Genomic DNA, 19,048 nt, shown 5'->3' on the forward strand with positions numbered 1-19,048 from the left:
TCGCCTAACGAGAATAGTTGTTGATTAACCCACATTTGTCGCGGGGACAATCATCGTCTTAACTGTGATCGAGTCTTTCTGCAATCACCGATAAAACCGACAAGAGGCGATGCAATGAGCAATCCGACCAAGGCAAGAAAAAGCGATAGCAGTGTCGATGCATGGGCCATTCTGTTCCTGATTATTCTGGTAGTAGGGACGGCGGTATTCTGGGTCAGTCATCAGTAAACGACCGATCCGGGTCCGCTTCCGACGATTGTCGGACAAAAAACGGGATCAGGCGTCAATAGTCGCTGGTTCGAGGGCTATAATGCGCGGCCATTTTTCCTTGGGCCCGGATCATTCATGTTGAAGTTTTTCCACCTCAGCCTTCTGCTGTTCGGTGCGGTTTTCGGTTCTGCGGCCCGGGCCGAGTCGGTGCTGTTCCTCAATCCTGGGTCAACTCAGGAAGCCTTCTGGGTCAGCTACTCGCAATTCATGCAAGCGGCCGCCCGCGACCTGGGCGTCGATTTGCAGATTCTCTATTCCCAGCGCCAGCCGGAATTCACCCTGGCTCAGGCCAGAGTTGCCCTGCAGGGACCGAATCGTCCCGACTATCTGGTATTCGTCAACGAGCAGTACGTGGCGCCGCAGATCCTGCGTATGGCGGAGGGCAGCGGGGTCAAGCTGTTCATGGTCAACGCGGTGCTCACCCCCGATCAGCAGGCGCTGATCGGCGAGCGTGCCGATCGCATCGGCAGCCTGGTGCCGAATGACGAGGAGGGCGGCTACCTGATGATGAAGGAACTGATTCGCCTGCATCCGCCGGTGGCGCGGGGCGAACAGATTGAAGTACTGGCGTTTTCCGGCCTGAAGATCACCCCGTCAGCGCAATTGCGCGAGCAGGGCATGCAACGCGCCTTGGCCGAGTATCCGCAGGTGCGACTGCGGCAACTGGTGTACAGCGGCTGGACCCGGCAGCGTGCCTACGAGCAGGCGCGGCAACTGGTCAGCCGTTATCCGAAGGTGTCGCTGGTGTGGGCAGCCAATGATGAAATGGCGTTCGGCGCCATGCATGCGTTTGCCGAAGCCGGCAAAGTCCCTGGCAAGGATGTGCTGTTCAGCGCGGTCAATACCTCACCCGAGGCGTTGCAGGCGGTGGTCGACGGGCGCTTGAGCGCGCTGGTGGGCGGTCACTTCACTCTCGGCGGGTGGGCGCTGGTGGAGTTGCACGATTATGAGCAGGGCGTCGATCTGGATCGTTATGGCGGGCGTGACCGACAATTGTCGCTGCTGCAACTGATCGACAAGCATCAGGCACAGCAAATGCTGGCCATGGGCGCCGCGCCGGATTACGGCGTGAGTTTTCGCAAGTTGTCGGCCAAGGGCCACCCCACGTCGTATCGCTACCCGTTCAGCCTGCAGATCCTGATGCACTGAACCCCGTCAGACCCCGGCGAAATGCAGTACCAGCTTGACGATGACAAACAGCGTCAAAGCGAACACGGCGGTGAAGCCGATCCCCAGGATCACGAAATGGCTGGGCTTGCCATGGGTGAAGTCCCTTGCCCGGTTCTTCCCGCTTTGCACGCCGAATGCCGCAGCCATCACGCTGTGCAGCATCTGCCAGAAGCTCGGTGGCTTGTTGTCGACTGGATCGTCCATAAATCCCCCGTCCGAAAGGCTGTCCCGATAGCATAGTCAATCCAGCGGGTTGTGCCGTGGTCGCACGCGGGTTCCAGACTTGTCCGGTAACACGTCCATGCCGATACGATAACTATGTACCGCAGATCACCGTGGCGGACATGGTGTCCTGTCCTCCCATTTTTCAGGAGAGACAGGATGTCCACTCATCCCCCGACATTGCCCCGCACGCCGGTCAGCGCCAGCCTTCACGGCAAGCTGCTGGAGCAGCTGATCCCCGATTGGCTGATCGCCGCTTCACCCGAGCGGCGAGCCGCGATGAAAGTGGCCAGTACCCGGCCAGCGCACGGCTATCACCATTTCCCGAATGATCAGCAACAAGCCTTGAAAGACCGGGTCACGGCGGCCTTTGTCGCCCAGAGCCGACTCGACAGAACCATGGCCGGCCTTGAAAGCGTCGATGCATTTGCCCAGGCGCTGCTTGGCAAGGCACTCAAGGATCAGTTCAACGTCACGGTCGATCTCGGCAAAACCTTGCTGTGTCTCAGACGGCCCCTCGAACTCGGGGTGCTGGAAGTTGAAGTTTCCACGTTCGAAGTGTTGAAGCTGCCCTTGCTGCAAGCGGCATTGCACAACTTCGAGGCTTCGGAATGTGAAGCAGGTGCCTATCACGCCAGATCCGGTTTCGTGGTCGAGACGGCAACCCCGGGCGAGTTTCAGGCAGTAGACATCGGCATCACGGTCAGGCAGTTTCTGACGCTGTGTCGTTCGCTGGACGTCGGTGCCCGTTATCAGGCAAGGATCAAAGCGTTTTTCGAGAAAACCGACACCTTGCGCCGGCACTTCATTGCCAGCCAGAAAACCGCGTTGCGTGCCGCCGCTGAATGGGCGCTGCTGAAACAGGACATCGAGCCCGCCGACTACCGGATGATTCTGTCGGTGGTGGACGGCCAGATCTATCCGCAACTCGGCGGCAAGGCCGTGTGGTTTCGTGATCTGAGCCTGATGAAGCGGCGGATGACCGGTTGCGTGGTGTTCAGCATCAGCGAGCGCTACCGCTACACCAACGAGTTCATCGTCTACATTCCCCATGACCCACAACACCCGCTCAAGCGCTACACCATGGCGCAGATGCGTGAGGTGTTCAAAGGCAAGTTCACCGCTGCTGACCCTACGGCTTCCGCGCCAGGCCCGACTGCTTACCAGCAGTTTTTCAGTCAGTTCGTGGCCTATGCCGACCGTCCTTACTATTTCAGTCAGTTCACCCAAAAGGCTGCGGACTCGCCGAGTGACCCGTTGCATTCGATCTGGGTCAAGGTTGCACAGCTGATACCGCCACTGTCGACCATCGCGCGAATCAAGGAGCTGCCACCCGAAGCCCCCGGCAAGCGCGAGCCGCAGCCTGACCCGTTTCTCGACCCGTTGCCAACCACCCGCAAAGGCGTGGCCGGGATCTGGGCCGACAATACCGATCTGTGGCAGTACCTCTATGAGCAGCACCAGGCCAAATTTATCGCCGATGCGAAGGCCCACGCCGTCCCCACAGCGGATGTCGACGCCCGGGTACGCGCAGAAAAACTCAGTCATCTGCTCGAGCTCGGCATGATGGCGTTGAACCTGGTGTCGATGTTTGTCCCGGTACTGGGCGAAATCATGATGACCGTGATGGCCGGGCAACTGCTCTATGAATCATTCGAAGGCGCCATCGAATGGTCGGAAGGTGATCGCCAGGCTGCCAAGGCGCATCTGGTCGATGTGGCGCAGAACCTGGCGCTGATTGGCGTGATGGGCGCGGTCGGCAAGGGCGCAGGCCGACTCCAGGCGGCCTCCGCCGAGCCCGTGATCGAGCATCTGCAGCCGGTCGAACGGCCTGACGGCTCGGTCCGCCTGTGGAAGCCTGACCTTGATGCTTACGTCAGCGATAGTGTCCTGCCGGCGAGTGCCGTGCCTGATGCGCAGGGCGTGTATCGATTCGACGGCAAGACCTTCATTCGCCAGCAGGGCAAGGTCTACCAGACGCACTACGACGAGACCCTGAAAAGCTGGCGCATCCGCCACCCGCATGATCCTGCGGCGTATCAACCGATCCTTGAGCACAATCGACTGGGGGCCTGGCGCCACAACCTGGAGCGACCGTTGAGCTGGGATCGACTGACCCTGCTGCGGCGCATCGGTCACTCGACTGAGGCGTTTTCGGATGCGCAACTGCTCGAAATCGCCGATGTCAGTGGTGTCAGTGATGAAGCCCTGCGCCAGATGCACCTCGATCATCAGCCAGCGCCACTGGCCCTGGCCGACACTTTGCGCCTGTATGAAGCGGAGCAGCAGGTCGGGCGGCTGATCGATCAGGTCGAACGAGGAACCCCCCTGGATGATTCGTATCTGCTGACGCTGCCAATGCTCACGCAAATGCCGCGCTGGCCGAGCGGAAAGATTCTGCAAGTCTTCGACGGAGCGCAGCTGTCCGGCCCCAGCCGGCTGTTCGGCGCAGAATCAGGCTTGATCGAGGGCCAGACGCATACACCGATCCAGGTGACCCGCGCCGAAGTGCTCGACGGCCAATTGCCTGAACGTATTCTGGCCGCGCTGGATGAGCCGCAAACACGTTGGCTGCTGGGCGCCGAGCCGGCGCGTGTGGTCGAATCGCGGCCGCTGGAACTGCGCAAACAGATCGCCGATTACCTGCGCACCCGGCAACCGGCGATGTTCGACAGGCTCTATGACGAGCCCGCGTTGAACGACCGGCGAATCGCCAGGCTGCAAGCCGCGACACCGGGGTTGGGCAGTTCGGCGGCAATCCGCGTGCTGCTGGAGGCGAACGCCGAGGAGCTGGCGCGCCTGCAAAGCGGCAAGCGGGTGCCGTTGCGGCTGCTGGAGATCTCCCGTGAATTTGCCCGGCGACGCCGCTTCAACCACGCGGTCGCCGGCCTGCACATGGAAAATTCCGGCGGCAGCGAAAGCCAATGGCTGGCCTTGCGCGCCCTGGAACGACTGCCGGGCTGGTCGGACGAGGTGCGTCTCGAGGTGCGCGAAGGTAGCCTCGACGGGCCGTTGATTGACAGTGTCGGCAACGAAAGTGCCGGCCAAACCAAGTATCTGGTCAAGCGCGGGCCGGTCTATCAGGCGTACAACGAGCGCGGCGAAGCGCTCAACAGTGTTCCGCGTCACGGCGACAACTTTTTTGCCTCAATCCTCCATGCCTTGCCCGATCAGTCGCGGCAGGCCCTGGGTTTTACCCAGGTTGCGCGTAGCGCCGGACTGCGTCGGGCACTGATCCGGTATGTGGCCCGACACCGTGCCGAACTGGCTCGACTGGCGAGCAGACGCCATGGCCACAAGCAACGCTTCAAGGCGCCGGTGCGGGTACGCCAGCACGGGCTGGGTTATTACGCCAGCGGTCGCGGCGAAGGCGTCAATCCGTTGCTGGTGACGCGCGTGCAGGATGTGTATCCGGCGCTAACGGATCAGCAGGCGGGCGGGTTCATCCTCAAACAACTGGCCGCCGGGCGGACTGACGCGCAGATCTACGAGCTGTTGCAAAGGCGCTTGCGTGAATGGCAGGAACTCGAATCGTCGCTGGCGCAATGGGAAGGTGTGCCGGCCCCTGAGCCGACGCTGGAGTCGATGATCGGCGGTCGATCCAGCGTGGTGCGCAGCCTCAAGCAGAGCTGGCGCAATTCGCCGCTGGCCGATAGCCACGCGAGTGCCGCACGCCTCGATCTGACCTGCGATGATCCGCTGCCGGTGCTGACGGCGGACTTCTCGCATGTGCGCGATCTGCGAGTCAGGGGGCGGTGCATCACCGATGCCAACGTCGATGAACTGTTGGGCAGTTTTCCCAGGCTCAAGTCGCTGCGCATCAATGCCACCGCAGAAACGTTCACCAACGTGCCGGCGGTGTTGCAGAACCTGCCGGAATTCACTGACCTGACGCTTTACAGCGCAATGCCCTATGCCGCCGATATGCCGGCACGCCTGGCTCAATTGACCCGGCTGGAAGCTTTGAGTGTCAGCACCTCGAGCTATCAGCCGCTGGCTTTCGACGTCAGCGGCATGCGTAATCTGCGCACACTGGAAATCGTCGCCTATTCATTGTTCGACTGGCCTGCGGGTGCGCTGGAGTTACCGGCCCTGGAGCGTCTGAACCTCAGGGACACCGGAATCAGCACCGTGCCGGCAACACTGTTGCAGGGGCATGGAAAACTCTGGTCGGGGCTGTCGCTGGACTGGTCAAGATTCTCCCGGGAAAACTTCACGGGCGTGTACGAATACGTCAAGACCCATCCAGAACACCTGATCGATCGAGAGACGATGGTCAGGGATTATTGCCGTGGCGAGTTGCGGCGCCTGGGCGAGGGCGTGAATCAATCACCCGAGGGGGTGTTCAATCGTTTCTTCGAGCAATGGCCGGACGAGCAGCAGCGTTTCACCGCGATCAATGCCTTGAGCGATCAATATGCTGCGCTGGATAGCCAGCTCAATCAGTGGCAGCAGCGCGTGGTGGTGTCGGAAGAATCGCTGCGCGAACTCGTCGCGCGATCAAACCTGGCCCATGTCCTGAAAACCAGTTGGCGCAAGGGCATGTTCAAACGCTACGGCGCGACCATCAGTGCTTCGACCCTGGACTTGTCGGGGCTGATGCTCAGCGAACTGCCGGCATTACCCGCTGACGCATTTGCGCATGTACGCACGCTGCTGCTCAGTGGCCAGCGCGTTGCAGCCGTGCAGATGCGCGGTTTCCTCAGTGCGTTCAGCGAAGTACGAACCCTTGATCTGAGTGACAATGCCTTGCACGAATGGCCGATCGAGTCGCAAAGCCTTTCGCGCCTGGTGCACCTGGATCTGGCCGACAACCAGTTGACCGACGCTTCAGGCCTGGAGCGCGGATTGAGTGAATTGCCTGCGCTCGAACAGTTGAATCTGCGGAACAATCCGCTGAGCGAGATGAACGTTGGCAGCCTGCAGCGCTTGAAGGCCCTCGACCTGCAGGCAACGCACCTGCAACAGTGGCCGACAGGGGCCGATGGTCTGCCGCAACTGGCGTGGCTGGATCTGCGCGACACCCGTATCAGCACGCTGCCGCCTGCCGTGCTCGAGAGCACCGCACTGCTCAATACCAACCTGACCGGTACGCCGCTGACCGCCGCGGCTTCGGCTGAACTGCGTCTGGCGCAACGGCGGCTCGAAGACACCCTCGGCCTGCCTGCCGGCGCGCTGGATGCGTTTGCCCGGCAGCCAGTGCCGGCGACTTTTCCGCCGGCGGAGAACGGTGTATCAGTGGCCCGCCAGTTGCTGCCGCTGACGCAGGCACCGGTCAGTACCGGGCTGACACGGATGCGCCAGGACCTGCAGCGAGTGCAGCCGGCCCTTAGCGATGAACAAGCCACGCAAATGATCGAGGCGCTGCGCAATGAGGGTGCGACCGAAGTGCAGATCCGCGAGCGGATCACCGGTTGGAGTCAGACCTTTGAAACCCTCGTTCGCCAACTCAATGGCTGGCTGTATACCCGGGAAACCCGTGGCGTCGATTGGGTTATCTCCTCGCAATCACGCAGCCTGGCGGCGTGGCGCATCCTCACCTGCTGGCGCGCACGGTTATCGGTTGCCGGGGGCGATGCGGTTCTGGATCTCAACGGCCTGCAATTGGGCGATCTGCCGCCGCTGCCTGAAGACTTTGGGCATGTCGGCAGTTTGAACCTGACAGGCACACGAGTGACGGCCGAGGGCAGCAACGGCTTTCTCAAGGCTTTCACCCGCCTGCGCAGTCTGACCCTCAATGGCAATGAGCTCACCGCGCTGCCTGATGCCGTCCGGCAAATGCCGGAGCTTGAGCGACTCGAGCTTGCCAGCAACAACTTCAGTGACACCGAGCATCTGTATGCCGCGCTGTCCGGTCTGCAGCATCTGCAGGCACTGGACCTGGGCTACAACCATCTCGATGCGTTCGACGTCAGTTACTTCGAGCATTTGCAAAGTCTGGATCTGCGCAACAACAACCTGGCCGAATGGCCGGCCGGGACGCTGGATGCCCAGCACCTGCGGACACTCAACCTCAGTCGCAACGACATCACCGCCATCCCCGAACAGGCGCTGGACGGTGAGCACGATGAGCTGATGGACGGCACCGACCTGACTGACAACTACAACCTCTCGGAGGAATCCCTCGAAAGGCTCAGAACCTATCAGGCTGCGGGTAACCGCCCGCGAGTGCTCGGTTTTTCCAGTTCCGATCTGGAGGAAATGGCTGACGACGTTGCCGGCGGGCTGAGTGAAACCACCGACAGCATCGAGTCCGACGAAACCCTCCCGGGCGAACAGGCCCATGCGCAACAGAAAGCACCGTGGCTGGTGAATCTGCCGGCGGAGCAGGCGTTGGCACGCGACAAACTCTGGGATCAACTCGCTGCCGAACCGGATAGCGCGGCATTCTTCCATTTGCTTGATCGATTGCAGGACACCCAGGAGTTTCGCGTGGCCAACGCCGATCTGACCCGACGGGTGTGGATGGTCATGGAAGCGGCGGCGGCCAACAGTGAGCTGCGCGAGGTGATTTTCGCCGGCTCGGCCACACACGGGACTTGCGTGGACGGGCGCATCCTTACGTTCAGTGGTCTGGAGGGCAAGGTCTTCACTTACAACGCCTTGCTCGATTTGCCGGCCGGCCGTCCGGGAATCCGCGGCGAGGCCTTGTTGTCGCTGTCGCGGCAGCTGTTTCGGCTGGACAAGGTCGATGAGCTGGCAAAAGCGGCGGCGGCGCGCAGTGGTTTCGACGAAGCCGAAGTCCGCCTCGGTTACCGGATCGGTCTGACCGGGGGCTGGGACGATGGACTGGAATTGCCCGGGCAGCCGAAAAACATGAAATTTGCCTCCGGTGTCACCCCGCAGCAGTTGGTCAATGCGCGGGCCGAAGTGGTCAGCGCGGAACGCTCCGAGAGATTTCTGGAGGACCTGATCCAGCGCGATTACTGGCTGGACTATCTCAAGGAGCAGCAGCCCGAGGCGTTCCGGCAAATGGATGAACTGCAGTTGATGGAGGAGGGCGAGGACGAAGGTCTGAGTGCTGACGATCCGCTGTATCTGAGCAGGTTGTTCGACCAGGCGGCCGCGCGAAATGCCAGGCTCATCGAATTGTCGCGAGAGGAGATCGAACGGATCGGTTTGTCTGCCGGCAACGCACAAATGCCCGGTACGTCCGGGCAAATGTCAGGCGGGTAAAACCCGCTGAACGGTCAGTCCCCGGGAGGTTCGGGGACTGACCGTTGCGCTTATTCGTCGTAACCGAGGTTCGGCGCCAGCCAGCGCTCGGTCACGCTCAGTTCCTGACCTTTGCGCGAGGTGTAGCTCTGCACCTGATCCTTGTCGACCTTGCCGACGGCGAAGTATTGCGCCTGCGGATGGGCGAAGTACCAGCCGCTGACCGCTGCCGCCGGGAACATCGCGTAATGCTCGGTAAGGAACACGCCGCTGCGCCCGGCACGCATTTCGCTGGCTTCAGGATCGAGCAGGGTGAACAACGTGGCTTTCTCGGTGTGATCCGGGCAGGCCGGATAACCCGGTGCCGGACGGATACCGGAGTACTGTTCTTTGATCAGCGCGTCGTTGTCCAGCACCTCATCCTTGACGTAACCCCAGTGTTCTTTACGCACTTGCTGGTGCAGCCATTCGGCGCAAGCTTCGGCCAAGCGGTCGGCGAGGGCCTTGACCATGATCGAGTTGTAGTCGTCGCCAGCGTCCTGATAGGCCTTGGCGACTTCTTCGGCGCCGATGCCGGCGGTGGTGATGAAACCACCGACGTAGTCGGTCACTTCGCTGTCTTTCGGCGCGACGAAGTCGGCCAGCGAGAAGTTCGGCTTGCCGTCGGTCTTGATGGTCTGCTGACGCAGGTGATGCAGGCGCGCCATAGGCTTGCCGTCATCGCCGTACAGTTCGATGTCGTCGTCATGCACCTGATTGGCCGGCCAGAAACCGAACACCGCACGGGCGCTGATCAGCTGCTCGTCGATCAGCTTGGTGAGCATCTCGCGCGCATCCTTGTACAGCGCGGTGGCGGCTTCACCGACCACTTCGTCTTCGAGGATGCGCGGGAATTTGCCGGCCAGATCCCAGGAGATGAAGAACGGCGTCCAGTCGATGTACTCGGCCAGAACGTTGAGGTCGATGTTGTCCAGTACGCGGGTGCCGGTGAAAGTCGGTTTGACCGGCGTGTAGTTGGCCCAGTCGAACTGTGGCTTCTTGGCAATCGCCGCCGCGTAGCTCAGGCGCTCGGTACGGGCGCTGCGGTTGGCGGTGCGCTCACGCACATCGACGTATTCCAGACGGGTCTTCTCGACGAAACCGGCCTTGAGTTCCTTGGACAGCAACTGCGTCGCGACACCGACCGCACGCGAGGCGTCGGTCACGTAGACCACCGCATCGTTGCTGTACTTCGGCTCGATCTTCACGGCGGTGTGCGCCTTGGAGGTGGTCGCGCCACCAATCATCAACGGCAGATGGAAATCCTGACGCTGCATTTCACGGGCAACGTGGACCATCTCGTCCAGCGACGGGGTGATCAGGCCAGACAGGCCGATGATGTCGCACTTTTCTTCCTTGGCGACCTGGAGGATTTTCTCCGCCGGGACCATCACGCCGAGGTCGACGATGTCATAGCCGTTGCAACCCAGCACCACGCCGACGATGTTCTTGCCGATGTCGTGCACGTCGCCTTTTACCGTGGCCATCAGGATCTTGCCCTTGGCTTCCGGCTTGTCGCCTTTTTCCAGTTCGATGAACGGGATCAAATGCGCCACGGCTTGCTTCATCACGCGGGCGGATTTCACCACCTGCGGCAGGAACATTTTGCCGGCGCCGAACAGGTCGCCGACGATGTTCATGCCGGACATCAGCGGGCCTTCGATGACTTCGATCGGGCGGGCGAACGACTGGCGCGACTCTTCGGTGTCTTCGACGATGTGCGTGGTGATGCCCTTGACCAGCGCATGCTCCAGACGCTTGTTGACGTCCCAGCTGCGCCACTCTTCGGTCTCGGCTTCCTTGACGCTGCCGTCGCCCTTGTACTTGTCGGCGATGGCGAGGAGGGCGTCGGTGCCTTCCGGTGTGCGGTTGAGGATCACGTCTTCGACGGCGTCGCGCAGCTCCTGCGGGATCTGGTCGTAGATTTCCAGCTGACCGGCGTTGACGATACCCATGGTCAGGCCGGCGCGGATCGCGTACAGCAGGAACACCGAGTGAATCGCTTCACGCACCGGGTTGTTGCCACGGAACGAGAACGACACGTTGGACACGCCGCCGGAACTCAGCGCATACGGCAGCTCGTCGCGGATGTAGGCACAGGCGTTGATGAAGTCCACGGCGTAGTTGTTGTGTTCTTCGATGCCGGTGGCCACGGCGAAGATGTTCGGGTCGAAGATGATGTCTTCCGGCGGGAAGCCGACTTCGTTGACCAGAATGTCGTAGGAGCGTTTGCAGATTTCTTTCTTGCGCGCTTCGGTGTCGGCCTGGCCGGCTTCGTCGAACGCCATCACCACCACCGCAGCGCCGTAGCGTTTGCACAGCTTGGCGTGATGGATGAACTGCTCGACGCCTTCTTTCATGCTGATCGAGTTGACGATGCCCTTGCCCTGAATGCACTTCAGACCGGCTTCGATCACTTCCCATTTCGAGGAGTCGATCATGATCGGCACGCGGGAGATATCCGGTTCACCAGCGATCAGATTGAGGAAGGTCACCATGGCCTTCTTCGAATCGAGCATGCCTTCGTCCATGTTGATGTCGATCACCTGCGCGCCGGCCTCGACCTGCTGCAGGGCGACCTCCAGGGCTTCGGTGTAGTTGTCTTCACGGATCAGACGGGCGAACTTGGCGGAACCGGTGATGTTGGTGCGCTCGCCGACGTTGACGAACAACGAGCTGCGATCGATGGTGAACGGTTCCAGGCCCGAGAGGCGGCAGGCCTTGGGGATGTCCGGAATCTGCCGCGGTGCGTAACCGGCCACGGCCTTGGCGATGGCTTCGATGTGGCCCGGGGTGGTACCGCAGCAACCGCCGACGATATTGAGGAAACCGCTCTGGGCGAATTCTTCGATGACTTTGGCGGTGTCTACCGGCAACTCGTCGTACTCGCCGAACTCGTTCGGCAAACCGGCGTTCGGGTGCGCGGAAACGTGGGTGCTGGCCTTGTTCGACAGCTCTTCCAGGTATGGACGCAGCTCACTGGCGCCGAGGGCGCAGTTGAGGCCGACCGAAATTGGCTTGGCGTGGGCCACGGAGTTCCAGAACGCTTCGGTGGTCTGGCCCGACAGGGTGCGGCCGGACGCATCAGTGATGGTCCCGGAAATCATGATCGGCAGTTCGATGTGCAGCTCTTCGAACACGCCTTGCACGGCGAAGATCGCGGCTTTGGCGTTGAGCGTGTCGAAGATGGTTTCGATCAGGATCAGGTCGACGCCGCCCTCGATCAGGCCTTTGGTGGCCTCGGTGTAGTTCTCCACCAGTTCATCGAACGTGACGTTGCGGTAGCCGGGGTTGTTCACGTCTGGCGACAGCGAGCAGGTGCGGCTGGTCGGGCCGAGCACGCCGGCGACGAAACGCGGCTTGTCCGGGTTCTCGGCGGTCTTGGCGTCGGCCACCTTGCGCGCCAGTCGTGCGCCTTCTACGTTTAATTCGTACGCCAGTTCTTCCATGCCGTAGTCGGCCATGGAAATGCGTGTGGCGTTGAAGGTGTTGGTTTCCAGAATGTCGGCGCCGGCATCCAGATAGGCCTTTTCGATACCGCCGATCACGTCCGGACGGGTGATCACCAGCAGGTCGTTGTTGCCCTTGACGTCACTCGGCCAGTCAGCGAAGCGTTTGCCGCGATAATCCTGCTCCTCGAGCTTGTAGCTCTGGATCATCGTGCCCATGCCGCCGTCGAGAATCAGGATGCGCTCTTTGAGGGCTTGCTTGAGAGCTTGAAGGCGGACGCTGCGATCGGACATTGGGACTACTCGAAAAGACCATGACGAAGGGCCGGGATCATAACAAACCTGTGCGCTTTTGGAGCACGTGCTGCTTTTGCATGAATATCGTTCATGTTGGTACGAGCGTCATACTGTAGAATCGCGGGCGTTTTTTTCACGATCGGGATCATGGGCATGTCGTACCGCGTCATCAGCATTTTCATGCTGTTTTTAAGCTGGGGCGCCATTGCGCAGGAACCCGCGATCTCACCTTCTATTTCATATACGCGTGACATCCAGCCAATCTTCACCGAGAAGTGTGTGGCCTGCCATGCCTGCTACGACTCGGCGTGCCAGCTCAATCTGGGCAGCGGCGAAGGCGCAGCGCGGGGCGCGAGCAAGATGCCGGTCTACGATGGCGAGCGCACTCAGGCGGCGCCGACCACTCGGCTGTTCTACGACGCTTTCGGCAAACGTGCCTGGCAGCAGAAGGGCTTTTATTCGGTACTCGACGCTCAGGGCAGCCAGGCGGCGCTGATGGCGCGGATGCTGGAACTGGGCCACAAAACCCCGCTGACACCGAATGCCAAGCTCCCGGAAGACATCGTCCTCGGCCTGCAACGGGAAAACATGTGCGCGATGCCCGCCGAGTTTGACGGCTATGCCGGCGCCCACCCGAAAGAAGGCATGCCGCTGGCGGTGACGGGGCTGACCGATCAGCAATACCAGACCCTGCAACGCTGGCTGGCGTCCGGTGCGCCGATCGACGAGCAGGGGCTGGCGCCGAGCGCCAGGGAAGCGCTGCAAATCGTCCAGTGGGAAAACCTGCTCAATGCGCCGGGGGCGCGGCAGAGTCTGGTCGGGCGCTGGCTGTTCGAACACTGGTTCCTCGCGCATATCTATTTCAAGGACGGCGAGCCGGGGCACTACTTCCAGTGGGTGCGTTCGCGCACGCCGACAGGGCAGCCGATCGACCTGATCGCCACCCGCCGCCCGAATGACGATCCGGGCACTCAGGTGTATTACCGCTTGTGGCCGGTGCGAGGGGTGATCGTGCACAAGACCCACATCACCTATCCGCTGAGTGCGGCGAAGATGGCGCGGGTCAAGAGTCTTTTCTACAGCGGAAACTGGCAGGTCAACGCGCTGCCGGGTTACGGCCCGCAGAGCCGGGCCAACCCGTTCGCCACCTTCGAGGCGATTCCGGCGCAGGCGCGTTATCAGTTCATGCTCGATAACGCTGAATACTTCGTCCGCACCTTCATTCGCGGGCCGGTGTGCCGTGGGCAGATTGCGACGGATGTGATCCGCGATAACTTCTGGGCGCTGTTCCAGGCTCCGGAACATGATCTGTACATCACCGACCCCAACTATCGCGGCCAGGCCACGCCGTTGCTGGCAATGCCTGGGCAGAACGATGACGTCGGCAGTGTGCTGAGCCTGTGGCACAACTACCGTAACAAGCGCAACGAATACGAAGCCCTGCGCCGCGACAGTTACGCCGAACTGCCGGCTCCGAGCTGGTCAACCCTGTGGGCCGGCAACGACAACGCGCTGCTGAGCATTTTCCGCCACTTCGACAGTGCGTCGGTGACCAAAGGCCTGATCGGCGAAGTGCCACAGACCATGTGGCTGTTCGACTATCCACTGCTGGAGCGCACCTATTATCAGTTGGCGGTCAACTTCGATGTGTTCGGCAACGTCTCCCATCAGGCGCAGACGCGTCTGTATTTCGACCTGATCCGCAACGGCGCCGAGCAGAACTTCCTGCGCCTGATGCCGGCCGATTCCCGCGAGGACTACCTCGATGATTGGTACCAAAGCAGCGGCCAGTTCAAGATGTGGCTCGACTATGAGGCGATCGACGACGACAAACCGACCGCGCTGAAACTCGATCCGAAGGACCCGAAATACGATTTCGCCATGCAGTTGCTGGCGCGTTACGGCGACCTCAATGCGCGGCCGGATCCGATCAACCGCTGTGACGGCGCCTACTGCTCGCGGCCGAATATCGACCCGGCGCTACAGAACGCCGAGCAGGCACTCAGTCGCCTGACCTCGCGTCCGGCCGCCGGTTTGAAGGTGATCGACCAATTGCCGGAAGCAACCATGCTGCGCATCGAAACTCGCAGCGGCAAACGCGAGATGTACAGCCTGCTGCGCAACCGTGCGCACAGTAACGTGGCGTTCCTGTTGGGCGAGTCGCTGCGCTATCAGCCAGGGCTGGACACCTTGACCATCTACCCGGGCGTACTGAGCAGCTATCCGAATTTCATCTTCAACATTCCAGCCGAACAAGTGCCGGAGTTTGTCGATGCCATGGAGAATGCCAAGGATGCCGAGCGTTTCGAGAAAATCGTCGAACGCTGGGGGATTCGTCGCAGTCATCCGCAATTCTGGTTCTATTTCCACGACCTGAGCCAATACCTCCACGAAACCGATCCGGTGGAAGAGGGCGTGCTGGACATGAACCGCTACCAGAATCTTTGATCATTTAATACAGGTCTGCTGTCCCAATTCTTAGCAACACCGCACATTCCCTGTAGGAGTGAGCCTGCTCGCGATGGCGTCAGTCCATTCAGAATGGTTGTCGCCTGACATGTCGTCATCGCGAGCAGGCTCACTCCTACAAGGGGGCGGTGGTGGTTTTGAGAGTTGTGGACAGGAGCCGATCATGTTGATTTCAGTGCAGGCCCTGCGGGCGCTTGCCGCGTGGACGGTGGTCTGTCACCACTTCATGCAGATTTTCTTCGACTTCAAGGCGCGCGGCCCGGTCGGGCAATTCTTCATCGACAAGGGCGCAGTCGGCGTCGATGTTTTCTTCGTCATCAGTGGTCTGGTGATTTTCCTCTCCACCGAAAGCAAAGCGCTGCCTCCGGCGCGGTTTCTGCTGTATCGGTTGTTTCGCATTGTCCCGGCGTACTGGCTGTACACGCTGTTGATGGCGTTGCTGGTGCTGTTCGCCCGGCCAATGTTGCCGGATCAGACGGTGGACTGGGCGCATTTCCTCGCGTCGCTGTTATTCATTCCTGCGCAAAACCCCGGCGGTTACGGGATTTATCCGACGCTGAATGTCGGCTGGACGCTCAACTACGAAATGCTCTTCTATGTGTTGTTTGCATGCGCGCTGGTGTTCCGCTGGCAGGTGCGCTTGCTGGTGGTCGCCGCGTTGCTGTTTTCGGTGTGTCAGGCGTTCGGCTGGCTCAACGAGTTTTACCGTTCCGACATCGTCTACGAGTTTCTGCTGGGGATCGGCATTGGCGTGCTCTATCGCCGGGGCTGGATTGGCGCCGGCCTGTGGCTGCCGCTGTTGGCGATGGGCGCTGCGATGATGGCGATCTATCACCTGGCACCGGCGCCAAGGTTATTGAACTGGGGCGTGCCGAGCGCGGTGCTGGTGATGGCTTGCATGGCGCTGGAGCGCTACGTCGAGCGCAATCGGGTGATGAAATGGCTCGGTGACTGTTCCTATTCAGTGTATCTGATGCACGTGTTGGTGTTGTCGGTTGGTGGTTTTATCGCGCGACGCTACGGAATCAACCCGTATCTGATGTTCGTTATCTGTGCTCTGGCGATTGGTGTGGGGTCATGGTTGAGCTACGAATGGGTGGAAAAACGCAGCTATCAGTGGCTTAAAGCGCGGATCGAGGGCGAACCGATGCGCGCACCTGTCGAGAATCTTTCCCGACAAAAATACTAGGACTTTGTCCGGCGCAATGATTGGCGTAAACTGCGCCCAAGCCTGCGAGGAGTTTCCATGACCGCTATTACCATTACCGACGCCGCCCACGATTACCTGGCCGATCTGCTCTCCAAGCAGAACACTCCAGGCATCGGCATCCGCGTCTTCATCACCCAGCCTGGCACCCAGTACGCCGAAACCTGCATTGCCTACTGCAAGCCGGGCGAAGAAAAACCTGAAGATACCGCGCTGGGGCTGAAAAGCTTCACCGCCTATATCGATTCGTTCAGCGAAGCGTTCCTTGACGACGCCGTCGTCGATTACGCCACCGACCGCATGGGCGGCCAACTGACCATCAAGGCGCCAAACGCCAAAGTCCCGATGGTCAATGCCGACAGCCCGGTCAACGAGCGCATCAACTACTACCTGCAAACCGAAATCAACCCGGGACTGGCCAGCCACGGCGGTCAGGTCAGCCTGATCGATGTGGTCGAGGACGGCATTGCCGTGCTGCAGTTCGGCGGCGGCTGCCAGGGCTGCGGCCAGGCCGACGTGACCCTGAAGGAAGGCATCGAACGCACCTTGCTCGAGCGTATTCCAGAGCTCAAAGGTGTGCGCGACGTGACCGACCACACGCAGAAAGAAAACGCCTACTACTGAGTAAGGTGTTCACTGCGAACACGAAAAACGGCGCCCCGTGAGCGCCGTTTTTTTATGCACTTGATTAATGAGTGCCTGTTTATTGTGTGGCGAGGGGATTTATCCCCGATGGGTTGCGAAGCAGCCCCAGAAAAGGAACTGCTGCGCAGTTCATCGGGGATAAATCCCCTCGCCACAGGTTGGCACCCAATCCCATATGATTCAGGGTCTGTAGAGGTGTGCATGCCCCGCGCGATACAGCGACGACTCGCTAAACACCTCACTCCCCAACACCCGTCCCACCAGAATCAACGCCGTACGCCGAAACCCCTTGGCCGCAACCTTCTCGGCAATATCTTCCAGCGTCCCCACCACCCAGTCCTGATCCGGCCACGTCGCCCGGTGAATTACCGCAATCGGGCAATCCGCGCCGTAACGCGGCAGCAGTTCGGCGATGATTTTCTGCAGATGATTGACCCCCAGATGAATCGCCATGGTCGCGCCATGCTGCGCCAGACTGCTCAACTCCTCACCCGCCGGCATGGCGGTTTTATCGGCGTAGCGGGTCAGAATCACGCTCTGCGACACGTCCGGCAGTGTCAGTTCCGCGCCTAGCAAGGCTGCACACGCTGCGGTCGCGGTCACGCCGGGAATGATCTCGAACGGAATATTCAGCTCGCGCAGATAACGAATCTGCTCGCCAATCGCGCCATACAGACTCGGATCACCCGAATGCACCCGCGCCACGTCCTGGCCATTGGCATGGGCGGATTTGATCAGTTCAATGATCTGCTCCAGATGCAATTCGGCGCTGTTGACCACGGTTTCAGCCTGATGCCCCTCCAGCACCGCAGCCGGTACCAGCGAGCCTGCGTAGATGATCACCGGGCAACTGCGGATCAGCCGCTGACCTTTGACAGTGATCAATTCCGGGTCGCCGGGGCCGGCGCCAATGAAGTAGACGGTCATGAAGAAATCCTGTGAAAAACGGGGCAGGGCAACGCTTCAGATGAAGATTGCTCATGATCAAACGGGGGGATTATCGGGAATTTACGCAGCGCCGGCCAATGCCAAGGTTGCCTGAGCGTATTTTTGCCGAGAAATCAGCAGTTTTGCCGGTGCCTGAATCAACTGCTCGGCAAGGGCCAGGGCGGCACTTTCCGCCACGCCGTAGCAGCCAGTGCGCTCATAGGCGATCTGCGAATGGTGGCTCAGGCGTTGCTGATAACTGGCCAGTTCGTCGCTGCTGAAATACAACAGCGGCAACGCCAGTTGACTGGCCAGTTCCTGCAGGCCGGGTTCATCGCGTTTAAGATCGATGCTGGCCAAGGCCTTGACCGCTTCAAGTTCTATACGATGCGCCTGCAACGCTTGATCGAGTAGCGCGCGCAGCGTGCTGACCGGGCAGCCGCGCTGGCAGCCCAGGCCGACCACAAAGGTCGGCGCTGCGCGGTCATCGGTCATGCGTGGTATTGACCATCGCTTTTGCGGCGGAACAACCAGGCGCTGATCAGGCCCAAGGCCAGCCAGAACACCACGTTGGTCAACTGCGAAGCGATTTTGAACTGGGCTTCCAGCGCCTCCGGGGCGAGCATCGAATGCACTTCCGGTTGCGGTGCGCCGATCACGTGCGGCACGGCGAGGATCGCCACGCCGAGCAGCTTCATCAACCAGTGGCGGCTGAACACAATCAACGCCAGGCCAACAGCGGTGGAAGCGGCGGTGCCGATCCACCAGGTTTGCCGCGACGCCAGATCGGCTGCAGCGGTGCCCGGCAGTTCAGGCGGCAGGCCCAGGGTCGGTGCGAGCACGAAGGTCGCGTAACCGGCCAGGCCCCAGAGCAGGCCTTGCGAGGTTTTGGTCGGTGCACGCAGGGTGTACAGGCCAGCGAGCATCAGGGCGAAACCGACCGCCACCACCAGATTGCCGCCGGTGGTCGAGACCACGCGTTGCCAGCCGTCCTCCGGCTCCCAGGCTTCGGCGTCATGGGTGTGAGCAGCCGTACCGGCGGCGTGTTCGTGAACGGCCACCGGTTCGGACTTCTCGAAGGTTTCGGCTTGTAGAATCAGCGGCGAGACCCAGAAGCTTTGCAGCAACGTCAGCAGCAGGGCGGCCAGCAGGCCGGTGAACCCTGCGGTTTGCGCGATACGCTTGATCATGTCTGCAG

At 60.8% G+C, this 19,048-nt stretch carries 10 protein-coding genes; 5 read left to right on the forward strand and 5 right to left on the reverse strand.

Annotated features, from left to right (window positions below):
• Positions 1–345 precede the first annotated feature (345 nt).
• Positions 346–1,419: an ABC transporter substrate-binding protein gene (locus tag J1G18_RS09235; protein WP_223007532.1), complete on the forward strand. Its 1,074-nt coding sequence runs from the start codon at positions 346–348 to the stop codon at positions 1,417–1,419.
• 6 nt (positions 1,420–1,425) lie between these two features.
• On the opposite strand, the gene J1G18_RS09240 is transcribed toward J1G18_RS09235, so the two are convergent.
• On the reverse strand, positions 1,426–1,644 hold the full coding sequence (locus tag J1G18_RS09240; protein ID WP_007967863.1) for a DUF2970 domain-containing protein: 219 nt from the start codon (positions 1,642–1,644) through the stop codon (positions 1,426–1,428).
• Positions 1,645–1,821: 177 nt separating this feature from the next.
• Here J1G18_RS09240 and J1G18_RS09245 point away from each other — a divergent pair, with 177 nt between their 5' ends.
• Complete coding sequence (locus J1G18_RS09245) at positions 1,822–8,838, forward strand: NEL-type E3 ubiquitin ligase domain-containing protein (RefSeq protein ID WP_223007533.1); 7,017 nt, start codon at positions 1,822–1,824, stop codon at positions 8,836–8,838.
• Positions 8,839–8,888: 50 nt separating this feature from the next.
• On the opposite strand, the gene metH is transcribed toward J1G18_RS09245, so the two are convergent.
• Entirely contained in the window at positions 8,889–12,599 is a 3,711-nt protein-coding gene (gene metH, locus J1G18_RS09250) for a methionine synthase (RefSeq protein WP_223007534.1), read from the reverse strand.
• Between the two features lie 156 nt (positions 12,600–12,755).
• Here metH and J1G18_RS09255 point away from each other — a divergent pair, with 156 nt between their 5' ends.
• From J1G18_RS09255 to nfuA, 3 genes are all read left to right on the forward strand, one after another.
• Positions 12,756–15,050 carry a fatty acid cis/trans isomerase gene (locus J1G18_RS09255; protein WP_223007535.1) on the forward strand — a complete coding sequence of 765 codons (2,295 nt, stop codon included), beginning with the start codon at positions 12,756–12,758 and terminating at the stop codon, positions 15,048–15,050.
• A gap of 184 nt (positions 15,051–15,234) precedes the next feature.
• On the forward strand, positions 15,235–16,260 hold the full coding sequence (locus J1G18_RS09260) for an acyltransferase family protein (protein ID WP_134786526.1): 1,026 nt from the start codon (positions 15,235–15,237) through the stop codon (positions 16,258–16,260).
• Positions 16,261–16,317: 57 nt separating this feature from the next.
• The gene (gene nfuA / locus J1G18_RS09265) at positions 16,318–16,902 is read left to right on the forward strand and encodes a Fe-S biogenesis protein NfuA (RefSeq protein WP_003225494.1); all 585 of its coding nucleotides are present in this window, start codon (positions 16,318–16,320) and stop codon (positions 16,900–16,902) included.
• Positions 16,903–17,103: 201 nt separating this feature from the next.
• Here the strand turns inward: nfuA and cobM are convergent, their stop codons facing one another.
• The 3 genes from cobM to J1G18_RS09280 all read right to left on the reverse strand — a co-directional run bounded on the left by cobM (position 17,104) and on the right by J1G18_RS09280 (position 19,040).
• Positions 17,104–17,850 (reverse strand): precorrin-4 C(11)-methyltransferase, encoded by a 747-nt coding sequence (cobM, locus tag J1G18_RS09270; protein ID WP_223007536.1) that lies wholly within the window; start codon positions 17,848–17,850, stop codon positions 17,104–17,106.
• An 81-nt stretch (positions 17,851–17,931) separates the two neighbouring features.
• Positions 17,932–18,345, reverse strand: coding sequence for a cobalamin biosynthesis protein (locus J1G18_RS09275; protein ID WP_041072679.1), 414 nt, complete (start codon positions 18,343–18,345; stop codon positions 17,932–17,934).
• Complete coding sequence (locus tag J1G18_RS09280) at positions 18,342–19,040, reverse strand: CbtA family protein (RefSeq protein ID WP_139053696.1); 699 nt, start codon at positions 19,038–19,040, stop codon at positions 18,342–18,344. The genes J1G18_RS09275 and J1G18_RS09280 overlap by 4 nt, the downstream gene beginning before the upstream one ends.
• Between the last annotated feature and the right edge of the window lie 8 nt (positions 19,041–19,048).

It is taken from the genome of Pseudomonas sp. MIS38 (assembly GCF_019891575.1).
GTDB classification, from domain to species: Bacteria; Pseudomonadota; Gammaproteobacteria; order Pseudomonadales; family Pseudomonadaceae; genus Aquipseudomonas; species Aquipseudomonas putida_A.

Bases quoted from the DNA above. Each gene is read 5' to 3' on its own strand.
- J1G18_RS09235 (WP_223007532.1), top strand. From the start codon at position 346: ATGTTGAAGTTTTTCCACCTCAGCCTTCTGCTGTTCGGTGCGGTTTTC.
- J1G18_RS09240 (WP_007967863.1), bottom strand. From the start codon at position 1,644: ATGGACGATCCAGTCGACAACAAGCCACCGAGCTTCTGGCAGATGCTG.
- J1G18_RS09245 (WP_223007533.1), top strand. From the start codon at position 1,822: ATGTCCACTCATCCCCCGACATTGCCCCGCACGCCGGTCAGCGCCAGC.
- metH (WP_223007534.1), bottom strand. From the start codon at position 12,599: ATGTCCGATCGCAGCGTCCGCCTTCAAGCTCTCAAGCAAGCCCTCAAA.
- J1G18_RS09255 (WP_223007535.1), top strand. From the start codon at position 12,756: ATGTCGTACCGCGTCATCAGCATTTTCATGCTGTTTTTAAGCTGGGGC.
- J1G18_RS09260 (WP_134786526.1), top strand. From the start codon at position 15,235: ATGTTGATTTCAGTGCAGGCCCTGCGGGCGCTTGCCGCGTGGACGGTG.
- nfuA (WP_003225494.1), top strand. From the start codon at position 16,318: ATGACCGCTATTACCATTACCGACGCCGCCCACGATTACCTGGCCGAT.
- cobM (WP_223007536.1), bottom strand. From the start codon at position 17,850: ATGACCGTCTACTTCATTGGCGCCGGCCCCGGCGACCCGGAATTGATC.
- J1G18_RS09275 (WP_041072679.1), bottom strand. From the start codon at position 18,345: ATGACCGATGACCGCGCAGCGCCGACCTTTGTGGTCGGCCTGGGCTGC.
- J1G18_RS09280 (WP_139053696.1), bottom strand. From the start codon at position 19,040: ATGATCAAGCGTATCGCGCAAACCGCAGGGTTCACCGGCCTGCTGGCC.